This is a genomic window from Asaia krungthepensis NRIC 0535, assembly GCF_025995175.1.
Lineage (GTDB): Bacteria > Pseudomonadota > Alphaproteobacteria > Acetobacterales > Acetobacteraceae > Asaia > Asaia krungthepensis.
In genome coordinates, this window is the sequence record NZ_BAPV01000003.1 from 39,977 (window position 1) to 56,631 (window position 16,655).

General features: G+C 60.3%; 13 protein-coding genes. 10 read left to right on the top strand and 3 right to left on the bottom strand.

What is annotated here, in order from left to right; genetic code table 11:
* Positions 1-8 precede the first annotated feature (8 nt).
* Together AA0535_RS01560 and AA0535_RS01565 are read right to left on the bottom strand one after the other, a co-directional pair.
* Complete coding sequence (locus AA0535_RS01560) at positions 9-2,381, bottom strand: mechanosensitive ion channel domain-containing protein (RefSeq protein WP_264814144.1); 2,373 nt, start codon at positions 2,379-2,381, stop codon at positions 9-11.
* Positions 2,382-2,512: 131 nt separating this feature from the next.
* Positions 2,513-3,586 carry a quinone-dependent dihydroorotate dehydrogenase gene (locus AA0535_RS01565; RefSeq protein ID WP_264814146.1) on the bottom strand — a complete coding sequence of 358 codons (1,074 nt, stop codon included), beginning with the start codon at positions 3,584-3,586 and terminating at the stop codon, positions 2,513-2,515.
* 261 nt (positions 3,587-3,847) lie between these two features.
* Between AA0535_RS01565 and AA0535_RS01570 the strand changes: the two genes are divergently transcribed.
* The 6 genes from AA0535_RS01570 to purF all read left to right on the top strand — a co-directional run bounded on the left by AA0535_RS01570 (position 3,848) and on the right by purF (position 9,459).
* Positions 3,848-4,096 (top strand): hypothetical protein, encoded by a 249-nt coding sequence (locus AA0535_RS01570; protein ID WP_264814148.1) that lies wholly within the window; start codon positions 3,848-3,850, stop codon positions 4,094-4,096.
* A gap of 322 nt (positions 4,097-4,418) precedes the next feature.
* Positions 4,419-6,293, top strand: a complete 1,875-nt coding sequence (thiC, locus tag AA0535_RS01575; protein ID WP_264814149.1) for a phosphomethylpyrimidine synthase ThiC — start codon at positions 4,419-4,421, stop codon at positions 6,291-6,293.
* 260 nt (positions 6,294-6,553) lie between these two features.
* A complete protein-coding gene (locus AA0535_RS01580) occupies positions 6,554-6,883 on the top strand; it encodes a DMT family transporter (RefSeq protein ID WP_264814150.1) in 330 nt (109 codons plus the stop codon).
* A 90-nt stretch (positions 6,884-6,973) separates the two neighbouring features.
* Entirely contained in the window at positions 6,974-7,402 is a 429-nt protein-coding gene (locus AA0535_RS01585) for a hypothetical protein (RefSeq protein WP_264814151.1), read from the top strand.
* Positions 7,403-7,425: 23 nt separating this feature from the next.
* The gene (locus tag AA0535_RS01590) at positions 7,426-7,953 is read left to right on the top strand and encodes a CvpA family protein (protein WP_264814153.1); all 528 of its coding nucleotides are present in this window, start codon (positions 7,426-7,428) and stop codon (positions 7,951-7,953) included.
* Between the two features lie 75 nt (positions 7,954-8,028).
* On the top strand, positions 8,029-9,459 hold the full coding sequence (purF, locus tag AA0535_RS01595) for an amidophosphoribosyltransferase (protein ID WP_264814155.1): 1,431 nt from the start codon (positions 8,029-8,031) through the stop codon (positions 9,457-9,459).
* A gap of 26 nt (positions 9,460-9,485) precedes the next feature.
* Here purF and AA0535_RS01600 read toward each other — a convergent pair whose 3' ends face one another.
* A complete protein-coding gene (locus AA0535_RS01600; RefSeq protein WP_373319250.1) occupies positions 9,486-10,301 on the bottom strand; it encodes a TetR/AcrR family transcriptional regulator in 816 nt (271 codons plus the stop codon).
* A 91-nt stretch (positions 10,302-10,392) separates the two neighbouring features.
* Between AA0535_RS01600 and AA0535_RS01605 the strand changes: the two genes are divergently transcribed.
* The 4 genes from AA0535_RS01605 to AA0535_RS01620 are packed head-to-tail and all read left to right on the top strand — an operon-like array spanning position 10,393 to position 16,575.
* On the top strand, positions 10,393-11,571 hold the full coding sequence (locus AA0535_RS01605; protein WP_264814156.1) for an efflux RND transporter periplasmic adaptor subunit: 1,179 nt from the start codon (positions 10,393-10,395) through the stop codon (positions 11,569-11,571).
* 9 nt (positions 11,572-11,580) lie between these two features.
* Positions 11,581-14,736 carry an efflux RND transporter permease subunit gene (locus AA0535_RS01610; protein WP_264814157.1) on the top strand — a complete coding sequence of 1,052 codons (3,156 nt, stop codon included), beginning with the start codon at positions 11,581-11,583 and terminating at the stop codon, positions 14,734-14,736.
* Entirely contained in the window at positions 14,733-16,217 is a 1,485-nt protein-coding gene (locus tag AA0535_RS01615; protein WP_264814158.1) for an efflux transporter outer membrane subunit, read from the top strand. The genes AA0535_RS01610 and AA0535_RS01615 overlap by 4 nt, the downstream gene beginning before the upstream one ends.
* Before the next feature lie 16 nt (positions 16,218-16,233).
* Complete coding sequence (locus AA0535_RS01620) at positions 16,234-16,575, top strand: hypothetical protein (protein ID WP_264814159.1); 342 nt, start codon at positions 16,234-16,236, stop codon at positions 16,573-16,575.
* Positions 16,576-16,655: the final 80 nt, after the last annotated feature.

A 16,655-nucleotide genomic window follows, 5' to 3' on the forward strand; every position in this document is an offset into this window, starting at 1 on the left:
GGAGGCATTCAGGAGGGCTTGCCCAGCTCAAGCCCTGACTCCTGCAGAACGCGATAGGCGTCCAGCATGATGGCGTTCGTGACGCCACCGACATCGCGAACAGAGGAGACCTTGGCCGACAAGGCCAGAGTGATACCCGTATCGGTGATGGCCGATATGGCCACACCTGGGGCAGGGTCCTGCAGGATATCCTCGCGCTGTTTCATCATGTTCATCAGGGCAATCTGCGCCTTGGTCGCATCGGCACGCGGCGAGATCGTGACAGTGGCGGAAGCGGCGCTTAGCGACGTGCCAAGCGTGGCGTTTCGGACCGCCGATGTGATGAACTGCGAGTTGGGAACGATCATGGTCGACCCGTCACCCAGACCGATTTCGGTCGAGCGCACACTGATGCGCTTCACATCACCCTTGATCGATCCCAGCTCGATCAGATCACCCACACGGATGGGGCGCTCCGCCAGCAGGATGACGCCGGAAACGAAGTTTTGGACAATCGCCTGGAGACCGAAGCCGATACCGACCGACAGGGCGCTGACAACCCAGGTCAGGTTTTTCACCGTTACCCCGGCCTCGGACAGGACCATGAGAAACACGGCAATCCACGCCACATAGCGGAAGATATTCAGGATCGAGGTACGCGCACCGATGTCGAGATTGGTGGTCGGAAAGAGGCGCGATTCAAGCCACTGGCTGAAGGCCCTGATCGCGTAATAGGCGACCAGCAGGATGACGATGCAGAAAACCGCGGTGTTTAGCGAGAACTGGACGCCGTTGATCGTTTGACCCACGAATAGCCCGTTCACCTTGTCGGCTACCACGGGGATGTCGAGACTCCCTTCAGACAGGCAGACCGCAACGAACACGATGATCAGGGCGATATTCACGATACCGGAAAGAAGCACACCGAACTGCGCGACGCGGTTTGAATGAACCCCCAGACGCGACAATCGACGCGAGACAAGGGAAGCCGTCGAGAAATTGCGTGCCGTAAACTCTTTCGTGGCGAGCGAGATGAGGAAAAGAGTCGCAAAGCTGACGGAGAGCGCGACAGACCACACAGTCACGGCAAAGGCGAAGGCAAGATAGCCAATCGCAATAGCAACCCAGGTAACCGCCATGATCAGGCAGCCAATACCGTAAACCGCCGGGGCGAGGCGCGCATCAGTGCGTCGTGACAGTCGACGGCACATGGCAACGAACAGCGATGTCACCGCGAGCGTGAAAATGGCTTCTATCAGGCGACGCGCCGTGACCGGAAACGCGTTCTCCATTCCGATGGTGATGAAGATGGTCTGAAGCAGCACGATGATTGCCATGCACCAGTCAACACCCCACAGGGCGCGGGCTGCGCGCTGATCGGCTCCATCAATCGCAGTTGCGCGGCTCAGAGCAGGTAGCCCAGCCCCGAGAATGAAACCGCACAGAGGCATGATCCCGGCAATACTGTTCATGAACAGCGGACTGCGGCCTAGATCGAGCGAGAATATGCCTGCCAGGATCTCCCAGATCAGGAACATGATGAACCCGCAAACCACCCCGGACATCGCTACAGGGATGAATGAGCGGTGATGCTCGGAAAGGATATCGCCGGTGAAACGGCGCACAATATTCCCCTCGAGCTGCCGGAATAGCCAATAGGCGGGTCGCGCCAGCAAAGCCGTCAGCAGGAAGGCGCCGATAAGCGCACCCACAAGATAGGGCCAATGATACAGAACGCCCGCGTAGCCGTTATTGACCGGCGGCGCGAGGGTGAGGCGAAGCGCGGGCCCCTCAGCATAAAGGTTGCGCCAGAACGTCAGGGTGAGAGGGGACGCGATCCTCTCCGAGAGCAGTTCCTGCTGGTTGACCGTGCCACGCCGCTGAACTTCCAGCTGGACCTGCTTGGCCTGCAACCCGAGCAAACGACCCTGTGTCACGGTCGACTTGATATCCTGCAGCACCGACTGCAGATGGGCTCGTTGCGCGACGATTGCCTGACTCTCGCCCTCCGCCTTCGCGCCGACGATGTCGAGATAGCTCTCATAGACAGTCTGGTAAGACGCTGCCTGGGTCTGGATCGATTGCGCGGTAGAGGTAACGGCATCGACCTGATCCGAGAGTTCGGTGAGTGTCTCACTCCCGAGCACGATATCGGTGCGGTTAAGTTGCCCGTAGATATATTTGAGCTGGTTCTGAGCCGAACTGATCTGGCGATTGAGCGCGCTCGAAACAGTCGTCCAACCGTAGCCATCAGCGGCGGAAGGTACCAGGGGTCCAGGAGCGGATGCAGATGGCCCTGCCGAGGGAGCAGCCGAGGCCGCAGGAGCTGCAACAGAAATAAGCAGGGCAAACAGGCCCCTGAAAAGTAGGGGGAGACCTGATCGCCTCGTGAATGCTGACATCGCCGCTTGGAACTCCTCTTTGCCTCTGTGACTACCCTTGACGGGAATGAACGATCAGGGACGGGGAGGGGTTTCTCTCAACCCTTGCCCGCGTTCGGGGTGCCCCCCCTCGTCCGCTCTTGCTTTCCAGCTCAAGCAGCGTCGTGCTTGAGATCCGCAATGCTCTCGTGACCGGCGCGATAGAGCTCGGCAAGAAGCTCTTTATTCATCTGGGCGGCAAGGCCGGGTCCATGATAGATCAGCGCCGTGTAGACTTGGATCATGTCCGCTCCGGCACGCAGGCGCTCGAAGACATCGAAACCACTCTCGATCCCCCCGCAGGAAATGACCGCGACGCGACGATCGACCAACGGGACGATACGGCGCAACATCATGAGGGCCAGCTGCGCCAGAGGCCTGCCGGACAAGCCCCCGCTCTCGCTGGCCTGCGCATCGCTCAGGGAATAGGGGCGGCTGATTGTCGTGTTGCTCACGATCAACCCGGCCACCCCGCCTTCGATCGCCGCCGCGACAATATCGGGAAGGGCAGCCGGGTCTAGATCAGGAGCGAGCTTGACCGCCAGAGGGGGGTGGCCCGGATTATGGGCTCTTACGGCAGCGAGAATATCGCCGAGGGTCTGAGCGCTCTGAAGGTCACGCAGACCCGGCGTATTGGGCGATGAGAGGTTTATGGTGATGTAATCGGCAAGCCCCGCCACGCGTGAGACGAGATAGGGATAGTCCTCCAGGGGCCTCGCCCCGATCTTGTTGATCCCGAGATTGGCCCCGATGGGCACTTGCCGGATGGCGGCGCTGCGTCCTGCCTGAAGCTGGCGAAACCGCGTCAGACGAGCCACAAAGGCATCGATCCCGTCGCCGTTAAAACCCATGCGGTTGATGATCGCCCGGTCTTCGGTCAGGCGGAAGAGACGCGGCTTCGGGTTTCCCTCCTGTGGGCGTGGCGTGACTGTGCCGCACTCCACATGGCCAAATCCCATACGGGCCAGTGCCATGGGAATACGGGCGTTCTTGTCGAACCCCGCCGCCATCCCGATCGGGTTCGGGAAGCGTAGCCCCATGCAGCGCGTGCTGAGGGCCGGCACATCTCTCGGTGCTGTTGGCCCCATGCCGAGCGCGAGGGCTTCGATAGCCGCCTCATGCGCGTGCTCAGGATCAAGACCGTGGATGAGACGGGTCGCTAGGGACGAGAGAGGGGAGAAGGCCATGTGATTACCCGGGTCTGAAAATCTGTTTGGGCCTTTATACCGCTCCTGCGTGCAGGATCGACCCCCTGCAGGCGCTCCCGCTCCAGCACACTCCCCAGAGGCAGGGAGCGCGGAAACGCTGTGCCTCGATCCTGACGACACCGTCGTTCGAGGCGCACGGATTGAAGAGTGTCACGATCTCCGGTTGCTCCATGCTCTCAATCGTGGAAAGACGGGGCGCGAGCGACCCGCTCAAGCCGCAAGACGACCTGAGAGGCCTCCATGTGGGATGAACCTTATCTCGAAACCTGCTGTCGCTCCACGCTGCATCGCACGCTGCTCTGCGAGGGGATCGGCCGCCCGCAGGGGCTGCGCGACCAGCCCTGCCTTGAGCGCCTGCAGGCCATGGGCTTCGTCGCGCTAGGTGAGGACGGGCGTTTTCATATCACCCCGGCGGGGCTCAGCCGTCATGATCAGGAAATCGGCCAGCTCAAGCCAATGAGCGTCCGGGCAAGCCGCCTGCGCGCCTGAAAACACGGCACCGGCCGATATCGGGGAAATGCCAAGCCCATTGTGACGCTGACACCCAGCCCGTCATTCCAGATTACGATTGACTCCTGACCCCGGAGGTCGCAACACTGGCGCCATACCAGGGGGGGCCTCGACAAGGGGCTGAGAGGCTGATCGCGGGTTTCCCGCAGCGCAGCGACCCTTTCGCCCCGGCATGTGGGCGAAGAACCTGATCCGGTTCGTACCGGCGTAGGGATTGGTGTGAGCGGCCAAGTCCCGATCTGTGACCCCGTTCATCCTGCTCTTGCGCTGTCGGACATAACTCCACGTTGCAAGGGGAGACATGATGGACGACTCAACGCTGCAATCCGCCACCAAAATCACAACGCGTGATCGCGCACCTGCTCATGGGAAGGTTACCACCGGACCGATCTCAGGCTCACGCAAGGTCATATCCAGCCCCGAGGGGCGCCCCGATATCACCGTGCCGTTTCGGGAAATCGATCTGGAACCGAGTGCCAATGAGGCGCCAGTACGCGTCTATGATACGTCAGGCCCTTACACCGCGCCCGGCTACCACGCGGACGTGTCGCTCGGCCTGCCGTCCATCCGTTCCGCCTGGCTGGCCCGACGCGGGTTCAGTCCGGTTGTTGAAACCCGGGCTATCAAGCCGGAAGACAACGGTTTTGCCAAAGGCGATCAGGCCGTGCCTCATTGTCCGGCACCCCATGGCGTCTTGTGCGGCGACAAGGCCGATCTAGTCACGCAGTATGAATTCGCCCGTGCCGGGATCATTACAGAGGAAATGATCTTCGTCGCACATCGCGAAAATCTGGGCCGTGCCGCCATGGTCGAGGGGGCCGAAGCACGACGCGCCGATGGCGAGGATTTCGGCGCCGAGATCCCGAATTTCATCACGCCCGAATTTGTCCGTTCTGAAATCGCGGCGGGCCGCGCCATTATCCCGGCTAATATCAATCACCCAGAACTTGAGCCCATGATCATCGGGCGCAATTTTCTGGTGAAGATCAACGCCAATATCGGCAATTCGGCCGTAACCTCTTCGGCCGCAGAAGAAGTCGAGAAACTCGTCTGGTCCATCCGCTGGGGTGCCGATACGGTCATGGATCTCTCAACCGGGCGTAATATCCACAATATCCGCGACTGGATCCTGCGCAACGCCCCGGTGCCGATCGGCACAGTGCCGCTCTATCAGGCGCTCGAAAAGGTGGGTGGCGTGGCTGAAGACCTTACCTGGGAAATCTACCGCGACACGCTGATCGAGCAGGCGGAGCAGGGGGTGGACTACTTCACCATCCATGCCGGGGTGCGCATTGCCCATGTGCCGCTGACCGCAGGTCGCACGACAGGCATCGTGTCACGTGGCGGATCGATCATGGCGGCATGGTGCCTGGCGCATCATCGTGAGAATTTCCTCTACGAGCATTTTGATGAAATCTGCGACATCATGCGTCGCTACGATATCTCCTTCTCGCTGGGCGATGGCCTGCGTCCCGGCTCGATTGCCGATGCCAATGACGCGGCCCAGTTCGCCGAGCTTGAAACACTGGGTGAGCTCGCCCGCATTGCCTGGGAAAAAGGCTGTCAGGTCATGATCGAGGGGCCGGGCCATGTGCCCATGCACAAGATCAAGATCAACATGACCAAGCAGTTGCGCGAATGCGGTGAGGCACCGTTCTACACGCTCGGCCCGCTCACGACCGATATCGCACCCGGCTATGACCATATTACCTCGGGCATCGGGGCGGCGATGATCGGCTGGTATGGCTGCGCCATGCTCTGTTATGTCACACCCAAGGAGCATCTGGGCCTGCCCGATCGGTCCGACGTGAAAGTTGGGGTGATCACCTACAAGATTGCCGCCCATGCGGCCGATCTCGCCAAAGGTCATCCAGCCGCACAGATCAGGGATGATGCCATCTCACGCGCGCGCTTCGAGTTCCGGTGGCAGGACCAGTTCAATCTCGCGCTCGATCCCGACACGGCGCGTTGCTACCACGACGAGACCCTGCCTAAGGAGGCCCATAAGACAGCTCATTTCTGCTCTATGTGCGGCCCCAAATTCTGCTCGATGAAGATCAGCCATGATATCCGACGCAATGCCGAGCGCGAGCAGGGCATGGAACAGATGAAGGAGAGCTTCAAGGCCCATGGCAGCAAGCTCTATCTGAAATCGGGGGAGGTAGAGCCAGCCTGAAACACGATTGAGCTATGGCTCATCTGTGAGGCGAAGGCTTCTCCAGGATGAACAGGCCGGAGTGTTCAGGCGCTCCGGCCTGTTTTTCGATGTGCTGTAAAGCAGGGCATCGTTTTCTTTCCTACTTACGAGACTCTGACGACCAGAGGGAAGAACAGCAAAGCTCGGCCCTCCCGGCGTCGCAGGAAGGCCACCGGCGTCTAGGGTGACAGGTCCGACTGCCTGCGATAAGGGAAGCCCAGCCAGAACCCGGAGGGTGCATGACCTATCTCTGCCTGATGATCGCGATCCTTTCTGAAGTGTTCGCAACCACCATGCTCAAGATGTCCGACAGTTTCACCCGTCCGGGACCGGGCATCCTGAGCGTCCTCGGCTACTGCGTTTCATTCTACGCTCTGTCGTTCACCCTGCGCTCCATGCCCACCGGCATCGCATACGCCATCTGGTCTGGTGTTGGCATTGTGCTCATCTCGGCCATCAGTTGGGTCAAGTTCAAGCAGGCGCTGGATCTTCCGGCGCTGATCGGGCTGAGCCTGATCATTGTCGGCGTCGTAATCGTTAATGTTTTTTCGCGCTCGGTCATGCATTAACGGTTAATGATCATCAAATTGATGCATGCCTGCTGGATTTGATTGACGTTTGCCCCGGCAAATCCATATGCCGGATCCATGAAGGCGCCCTTGGCTGAACCCCATATCATCGACAGACTCACCGCTCAGCACCGCGCGGATGCCGCGCCGGAGCGCCCGCGACCCAAGGCTTCGGGACGCGGGAAGACGCGCAAGAAACGCCTCACGATCGACGGCAATTCCCTGTCCGTCAACCTTCTCGACGAGACACTACGCCGCGACCTCGCCCACGCCATCGTGCGTTGCACGAGCTTCTACAGCCTCGAGCAGCGTGACGATCTGGTCGAGCAGAGCGCCGCGTTTCTGAACGCTCTCATACGCCTCTGGGCATCGCGGGGGATTGACCCGCAGGCTGTCTGGCGCGAGATCGACCATCGTGTGCAGCTGGGGAACCTGCTGAACCAGATCAACCGGGACATTCCGTCCAGCGTGGATACGGCTCGCCGGTTCTGGCGGCCGTCATCGACGAAGCTTCCCTGACCCAGCAGATCGCCTTACCTTTCATGGAACATTCCGCCGATATTGCCGCCCTGTTCATTCTGCTTGTCTCGGCGCTCTGGGGCGCTGCGCGGGGATTTGCGAAGGAGGTTTTCACTCTCGCCGCCTGGATAGTCAGCTTCATCCTTGCAGCGCGTATTGCGCCCCTTATCCTGCCCTGGATCGCGCAGAAGATACACGACCCGCTCGCTGCCTCGGCGCTTGCCTATATCGCCGCGTTCATCGTTCTGGTCCTCATACTCTCCACCGTCGCACAGCGCTTCGCCACAGCTCTGCGCAGCGTGCTGGTGGGCGGGACGGACAAGCTTCTCGGCCTCTTCTTCGGGTTTGCGCGGGGCTATATCCTGCTGGTCGTGCTCTATCTGCTCGTTGTCTCCCTCGTCGGTGCGAGCCTTGCCCACTCCCTCATTGCAGGCAGCCAGTCGGGACCCTACATCGTGGCAGGCGTGCATCTGGCACAGGAACTCATGCCATATTTCCAGCAACTTCATCTTGCCATGCCGCCCGCAACAGGCCATGAGGCTGCCTTCTGATCGGGTCGCCCCGATGATCTGTCTCGCACGCCCGCCTCGAACACCCAGTGTGACCCTGCCAAGGAGCGCCGCCCGATGATGAATCCCGCAACACTCGAGCCCTCGAACCGCCCTTATGAAGAATGCGGTGTCGTCGGTATCTGGGGAGCCCCGGACGCGGCGGCACTCGCGGCTCTGGGTCTGCATGCGCTTCAGCATCGCGGTCAGGAAGCTGCCGGTATCGTGAGCCATGACGGTGAAAAATTCTGCCAGCACAAGGGGCTTGGGCTGGTTGGCGACGTATTCAGCGATGCCCGCGTCATGAACACGCTCGCAGGAAGCGGGGCAATCGGTCACAATCGCTATGCGACCACGGGCGGCACCCTGCTTCGCAACGTTCAGCCGCTCTACGCCGATTTCGAATTCGGTGGACTGGCTGTGGCGCATAACGGCAACCTCACCAATGCTGCCACGCTGCGTCAGGCCCTGGTCAAGCGCGGGTGTCTGTTCCAGTCCACGACCGATACCGAGGTGTTCGTCCATCTCATCGCCATATCGCTCTACGCTACGGTGCTGGAGCGCCTGGTGGATGCGGCCAAGCAGGTGAAGGGGGCTTACTCGGTCGTGGCGCTCACCCCCGATTTCCTGATCGGGCTGCGCGATCCTCTGGGGGTACGCCCTCTTATTCTGGGACGTGTGGCAGATGGGGGCTGGATGCTGGCGAGCGAGACTTGTGCCCTCGATATCGTCGGCGCCGAGTTCGTCCGCAATGTTGAACCGGGTGAGATGGTCATCATTGATAATGATGGCATCCGCTCGATGCGCCCCTTCGCCCAGACCAGCCCGCGCTTTTGTGTTTTCGAATACATCTATTTTGCCCGCCCTGATTCGATCCTCGAAGATCACTCGGTCTATGAGGCGCGCAAGCAGATTGGCGTCGAACTGGCCCGCGAAAGCGGTGTCGAGGCCGATGTGATCGTCCCGGTCCCCGATTCAGGCGTTCCCTCCGCCATGGGCTTTGCGGCGGAAAGCGGCATTCCGTTCGAGATGGGAATTATCCGCAATCATTATGTCGGACGGACCTTCATCGAGCCCACTGACCAGATCCGCAACCTTGGCGTCCGCATGAAGCATTCAGCCAATACGCCGGTTCTTCAGGGCAAGCGCGTCGTGCTAGTAGATGATTCCATCGTGCGCGGCACGACATCGCGCAAGATCGTGGACATGGTCCGCGCCGCCGGGGCGACAGAGGTGCATATGCGCATCAGCAGCCCCCCCACCAAGCATCCCTGCTTCTACGGTATCGACACCCCCGAAGAGAGCCAGTTGCTCGCCGCGACCCACAGTATCGAAAAGATGGCCGAAGCCATTGGCGTGGACAGCCTGGCTTTCATCTCCTTTGACGGCCTCTACCGCGCGCTTGGTCATGATGGCCGCACGGGCGCACAGGGACGCTATTGCGATGCCTGTTTCACCGGCGATTACCCGATCGAACTGGTGGACAAGGACGGGCGCCTGGTCGCCTGATCCAGGCTGAGGCAGAAAAAAGGGGCCTAGACGGCCCCTTTTTCGTTTTCCAGTCCGTGAAGGAACATCCTGACCACACGCCGCAGATAACCGGGCGTCTCGTCCCAGTACTGCCTTGGGCGGCAATGGCTCAGTTCGCAAAGCATGGATGTCGCCAGCGCCCCGCCAAAAAGCATGTCAGAGGCCTGTTCGACGTCCTCAACATGAAGACTGCCTTCCTCCACCATGCGCTCGAGCCAGACGCGCAGCGGAAAGGGCCCCGCCGCGCTGGAGAAGAACTCGCGGACGAAACGGCTGACCTCGGGATTGCGTGAGACTTCGGCGATCACGACACGGATCAGGCTGAGCCGCTTCTCGGCCATCATGGCAACCGCCAGAGCCTCAAGCCCGTAGACAAGACGATCCTCCACCGTCTCGCCACACAGTTCGAGGTCGCGCAGACCTGAAAGTAAAAGGCGGTCGCGCAGAAGATGCTCCATCATATCCTGCTTCGACTCGAACATGTGATAAAGCGTCTTTTTGGACATGTTCGAGCATTGAGCAATCCGGTCCATGGAAGCACCAGAGTAGCCGTGCTGTTGCAATACAATTTCGGCAGCGTCGAGTATTTTCTCGCGCCGTTCAGTTTCACACAATACTGGCGGCCGACCACAATGCCTGCGCAATGGAACGGTTTCCTGGGATTGGATGTGACTTGCGTTCGTGCGGGTCGTACTTGACATCGTATTGCGAAAAATCGCTCCAGGCTGCTGCTGGTCCGTTGACCGGCTTTCGGAAACCGTATAGTTCCCTATGCCAGAGAAACTCAAGGGTTTCCGAAACCTTTTTTGGCGCGAGCGCATGGTTTGCGGTTACCCTTCTTGAACATCGGTCATTTTGGATAGCGCCAGCATGCGAGCATTTCCGTCTTACACGGCCCGTTCACCGTGGAATTTGAAGGCGACAACAAGCCTTTCCCTGCGTCTCATTCCCCTAGCCCTTTTGACGCTCGATCTCTCCGGTTGCAAACAGAAGGCAGCCGCACCCAAACCGCCGCCACAGACGGTGGGCGTCTATACCGTGCATCCCCATGCGCTCGAGACCAGCACGTCCCTGCCGGGGCGTGTCGAAGCTTTCGAACAGGCGCAGGTACGTCCGCAGGTTGGCGGCGTGATCCTCAAGCGCAGCTTCGAACAGGGGACGGATGTGAAAGCAGGGCAACTGCTTTATGTCATCAACCCGGCCCCGTATCAGGCTGCCTATGATCAGGCGAAGGCGCAGCTATTGCATGCCCAGGCGGCCGCATTGAGCATCCGTGCCCAGCTGGAGCGTTATCGCCCGCTTGCCGCTGCGCATGCTGTCAGCAAACAGGACTACGACAATACCTTTTCCTCGGCGAAGCAGGCAGAGGCCGATATCGCTCAGGCGAAAGCCAATGTGGACAGCGCTGCGGTCAATCTTGACTGGACCCAGGTCCGTTCACCCATTGATGGGCGCATCGGGCGTATGCTCGTAACGCCAGGCACGCTGGTCACGGCAGGTCAGACGACAGCCATCGCTACGGTCACGCGCATGGATCCTATCTATGTGGACGTCAATCTGGCCACTTCAGATATGCTTCGCCTGCGCCGTGAATTCGCCAGCGGCAAGCTGGAGAAGGTGTCGGGCAACGCGGCCGCTGTCGAGCTCACGCTTGAGGATGGCAGTCATTACGACCAGAAGGGGCAGCTGCGCCTGACGGAAGTCACGGTCGATCCGGCCACAGGGACGATGGTCGTCCGCGCGGAGTTCCCGAACACCGACCGTCTTCTGATGCCGGGCATGTATGTGCACGCTGAAGTTGCCGAAGGCGTTGACCCCAAGGCCATCACCATCCCCCAGCCGGCGCTGCAGCGTGACCCCAAGGGAGATCCCTACGTCTACGCCCTGGATAACGACAACAAGGTCACCATGCGCTTTGTGCAGCTCGATCGTGCGCTCGGCGGTGACTGGGTCGTGATGGGCGGGCTCAATGACGGTGACAGGATCATCGTTGAGGGGATCCAGAAGGCGCATCCCGGCGCCGTTGTGAAACCGGTCGAGAAATCCGCCGACGGCAAGCCAGCCGACGCCCAGCCCGCGCACGCAGGATAAGAGTTCTCAATGTCTCGTTTCTTCATCGACAGACCGATCTTTGCCTGGGTTATCGGACTGATCATCATGCTGGTCGGTGCGGTTGCCATCTTCCGCATGCCGATCGCCCAGTACCCGTCGATCGCGCCCCCGCAGATCGCGATCACGGTCGATTATCCCGGTGCTTCAGCCGAAACGGTCAATAACACGACCGTTCGCCCGATTCTGCAGCAGATGTTCGGCCTCGATCATCTCGAATATCTCTCGGCTTCTTCTTACGGCAGCGGCCATATGGAGATCGACCTGACCTTCGCGCAGGGGACCAACCCCGACATCGCTCAGGTTCAGGTTCAGAACAAGCTGCAGCTCGCTCAGCCGCGCCTGCCGACCGAAGTGGTGGCGCAGGGTCTGAGCGTGACGAAGGCCGTTAAGAACTTCATGCTCGTTCTCGCCTTCATCTCGACCGATAGCAGCATGTCGGGTCAGGATATTGCCGATTACGTGGCCTCGAACGTGTCCGATCCGCTATCGCGCGTGTCGGGTGTGGGCGATCACACGCTGTTCGGCTCGGAATACGCCATGCGTGTCTGGCTGGACCCGAACAAGCTCTATAAATACGCGCTCAACGTCAGCGACATCCAGACGGCGATCTCGCAGCAGAACATCCAGGTTTCCTCGGGCGAGCTCGGCGGATTGCCCGCTACCAAGGAGATCGGCTTCGACGCGACCATCATCGGTCCGACGCGCCTGAGCGAACCCGAGCAGTTCAAGAAGATCGTGCTCAAGGTCCAGCAGGATGGGTCGCAGGTGCATCTGAGCGACGTGGCCCGCGTGGAACTCGGCGCGCAGAACTATAACCTGTCGTCGTTCTACAACAACCTGCCCACCGTCGGTATGGCGCTCAAACTCGCACCGGGAGCAAACCAGCTCACGACCGAAACCGCCGTGCGCGCCAAGGTGGCAGAGCTCGAGAAATTCTACCCGCGCGGCCTGAAGACCGTTTATCCGCTCGATACCGAGCCGTTCATCACCCTGTCCATCAAGGAAGTGGTGATCACCCTTGTCGAAGCTATCGCTCTCGTCTTTGTGGTGATGCTGATCTTCCTGCAGAACTTCCGCGCCACGCTGATCCCGACGATCGCCGTGCCTGTCGTGCTGCTCGGGACGTTCGGCGTGCTCTCGGCTCTTGGGTTCTCCATCAACACCCTCACCATGCTGGCCATGGTGCTCGCCGTCGGCCTGCTGGTCGATGACGCGATCGTTGTGGTGGAGAACGTCGAGCGCGTGATGAGCGAGAAGGGGCTTTCCCCCAAGGAAGCCTCACGCCAGTCAATGGACGAGATCACGGGCGCACTCGTGGGTATCGTGCTCGTTCTAACAGCTGTGTTCCTTCCAATGGCAGCCTTTGGCGGCTCGACGGGCGTGATCTATCGTCAGTTCTCGATCACCATCGTTTCAGCCATGTGGCTTTCGGTGCTCGTCGCCACGGTCATGACACCTGCGCTTTGCGGCTCCATGCTCAAACCGACGCACAAGGAGCACAAGAAGGGCCCGATCGCCTGGTTCAACCGCAATTTCGACCGGATGACCAACGGCTATCTGGGCGGCGTGCGGCGCCTCGTGCGCAGCCGTCTGGTCAGCATGCTGATCTTCGCGGCCTTCGCTGGCGGTGCCGTCTTCCTGTTCATGCGCGTTCCCGGCGGCTTCCTGCCGGAGGAGGATCAGGGCATTATCTTTGGTCAGGTGACCATGCGCCCGGGTGCGAACAACGCCCAGACCGCAGCGGTCAACCGCAAGATCACCGATTACGTCATGCATAAATACGGCGATATCGCGCAGTCTGTCTTTGCCATGAACGGGTTCAACTTTGCCGGTCAGGGCCAGAGCGCGGGTGCCTTCTTCATTCGTCTGAAGCCATGGGATGAACGCCCCGGCTACAAGAACACAACGATGTCAGTTGCTGGCGATATCATGAAGCACTTCTGGATGGACCCGGAAGCGATCATCTTCGCCATCAATCCGCCTGCCGTGATGGAGCTCGGCAACGCGGCCGGTTTCGATCTCGAACTCGAAGATAACGGACATCTCGGGCACCAGGCCCTTCTGGCAGCCCGCAATCAGGTTCTGGGCGAAGCCGCGAAGAACCCGAAGCTGATGGCTGTGCGCCCCATGGGGCTGGAAGATCAGCCCCAGTTCCATCTGGACATTGACCGCGAGCGCGCCAATGCGCAGGGCGTGACCAATGCCGAGATCAACACCACCATTCAGGGGGCGTTCGGCTCGATCTACGTCAATCAGTTCATGCGCAGCGATCGTGTGAAGCAGGTCTATATCGAGGGCGAAGCCTGGGCACGCATGACGCCTGAGGACCTCAACAAGTGGTATGTCCGCAATACGGCGGGTGCCATGGTGCCGTTCAACGCCTTTGCTTCGGGTAACTGGATCGTCGGCCCTCAGAAGGTAGAGGACTATAACGGTCTGAACTCCTTCGAACTTCAGGGTCAGGGTGCCCCGGGCACGAGCTCCGGCGCCGCCATGCAGGAGATGGAGAAGATCCTGCAGCATCTGCCCAAGGGTATCGGTTACGAATGGACCGGTATCTCTTACGAGCAGGTCGCCTCAAGCGGTGCCACAGGTCCTCTTTACGCTCTTGCCGCCATCGTCATTCTGCTCTGCCTTGCAGCGCTTTATGAGAGCTGGGCCATCCCGCTCTCGGTGCTGATGGTGCTTCCGCTTGGCGTACTCGGCGCCATCGGTGCCACCCTCTGGCGCGGCCTCGATAACGACGTGTATTTTCAGGTCGGACTGCTGACCACGGTCGGTCTCTCGGTCAAGAACGCCATTCTGATTGTCGAATTCGCCAAGGAGTTCTTCGAGCAGGGCGACTCCCTCGAGGATTCAGTGCTCAAGGCCGGTCGCGAGCGCCTGCGTCCGATCCTGATGACGTCCATCGCCTTCGTCTGCGGCGTATTCCCGCTGGCAATCGCGACGGGCGCAGGTTCGGCGGCGCGCGTGGCCATCGGCACCTGCGTGGTGGGCGGCATGCTCTCGGCAACGCTGCTGGCCGTGTATTTTGTTCCCGTGTTCTTTGTAGTGATCCTGCGCCTGTTCCGTGTGACCCGCATGAAGGATCGTGTCGATCCCTACGAACACCGCAATGAAGCCGCTCGGGGAGAGGGCGCATGAGACCCATGAAGACCGTGAAATCGGTGAGCGCCCTGCTGGCGTTCACCATGCTCGCCTCGTGCGATCTGGCACCGAAATACAACCGGCCGACCCAGCCAGTGCAGAACGCCTATCCGGCTGATGCAGGCAAAACGGCTGCCCTCGCTGGCCAGGCTGCATCCGATATCGGATGGAAGCATTTCTTCACCGATCCTCGCCTGCGGGCGCTGATCGAGCTTGCCCTGCGCAACAACCGCGACCTGCGCAGTCAGGCCGCGGCGATCATCGAGGCCCAGGGTAACTACGATGTTCAGCACGCCTCGCTGTTTCCCCCGATTGGGGTGACAGGGCAGGGGCAATATTATGCACCGTCTGACACGGCTGGCTTCTCCTTTGCGCCGGGCCTTGGCCGCAGCACCTCATTGCTGCGTTATTACGGTCTTAATATCGGTTTCTCATCCTATGAGATCGACCTGTTCGGCCGCATTCGCAATCTGTCGCGCCAGCAGGCCGAGGAATTGCTCGGGTCGCGCATGAATGCGCAATCCGTGCTGATCAGCATGGTGTCTCAGGTAGCCAATACCTATCTGCAATGGCTGGCCGACCGCGAACTCGTCAGGGTGACGAACCAGACCCTGACGTCGCAAAGCGATACGCTGCGTCTGACCCGCATGAAATACGATCATGGCGAGTCCGATGCATTGACCCTGGCCCAGACCCAGACCCAGGTTGAGCAGGCGGCGAGCAACAAGGCGCAGTATGAGCGGCAGATGGCTCAGGACGAGCATCAGCTGCAATTGCTCGTCGGTGTGCCGCTTCCCGATACGCTGCCAGCGCCTCAGCCTTTCGGCAGCCAGACGCTTCTGAGCGATCTTCCCGCGGGGCTTCCTTCGGACCTGATCGCCCAGCGTCCCGATATCCAGTCGGCCGAGCACAACCTGATCGGTGCCAATGCGAATATCGGTGCGGCGCGCGCAGCCTTCTTCCCCAAGGTGACGCTGACGGCGCAGGAAGGCGTGAGCTCGCTGCAGTTCCGGCATCTCTTTACCCCGGGTGCCCAGACCTGGTCGGTCTCGCCGAACATCACCTTCCCGATTTTCACCTGGGGGCAGAACGAGGGCAACCTCAAGATCAGCAAGGCCCGTCGCCTTTCTCAGATCGCCACCTATGAGAAGGCGGTACAGACCGCCTTCAAGGAAGTTTCGGATGCGTTGACGGCGCGTGAAACCTATCTCGCGCAGGACACGCATATGAAGGGGCTGGTCCAGTCGTCCCAGCAGGCCTACGATCTGGCGATGATGCGTTACAACACGGGTATCGATACCTATCTGACCACCCTGACACAGCAGCGCAGCCTGTATGACGCGCAACAGAGCCTGATCAACGTGCAATTGGCGCGTTACCAGAATCTGGTAACGCTCTATCGGGCCCTGGGCGGCGGCTGGAGCGCATCCGATGTTGCGACAGCCTCGGCTCCGCCCGCCGCCCGGAACAAAGGCTGACACAGGAAACACCCGGATGAAACCGTCCACACTCCGTCATCTCGCACTTGCAACTCTGGGTATGGGGGTCGTCATGACCCCCGTTCTGGCGCTGGCCCAGGATGACGATGACAGCAAGAAGAAGCCGGACATGCATCAGCTTGCCCGCTCCTCCGCCCTTCCGAAGGCGGAAGCGGATTTCAGCATGTTCAAATATCGCCCCCCGGGCGACAAGGTTATCGAACAGCCCGACGCCAATCGCATTCTGTTCAAGCGCCCTGACGGCACACCGGATGGCTATGCGCAAAGGCGTGGAGACGCCGTGATCTATTACGATCGCTACGGCAAAGTCTCGCACGTCCAGCCCCTGGGCAACTGATAGCCAGCCCATGGGGGCGTTTACTGCCCCCATGACTGTCGCCGTCCCGGCAACAGTTATTTTTTATTTTATTGTCCAGC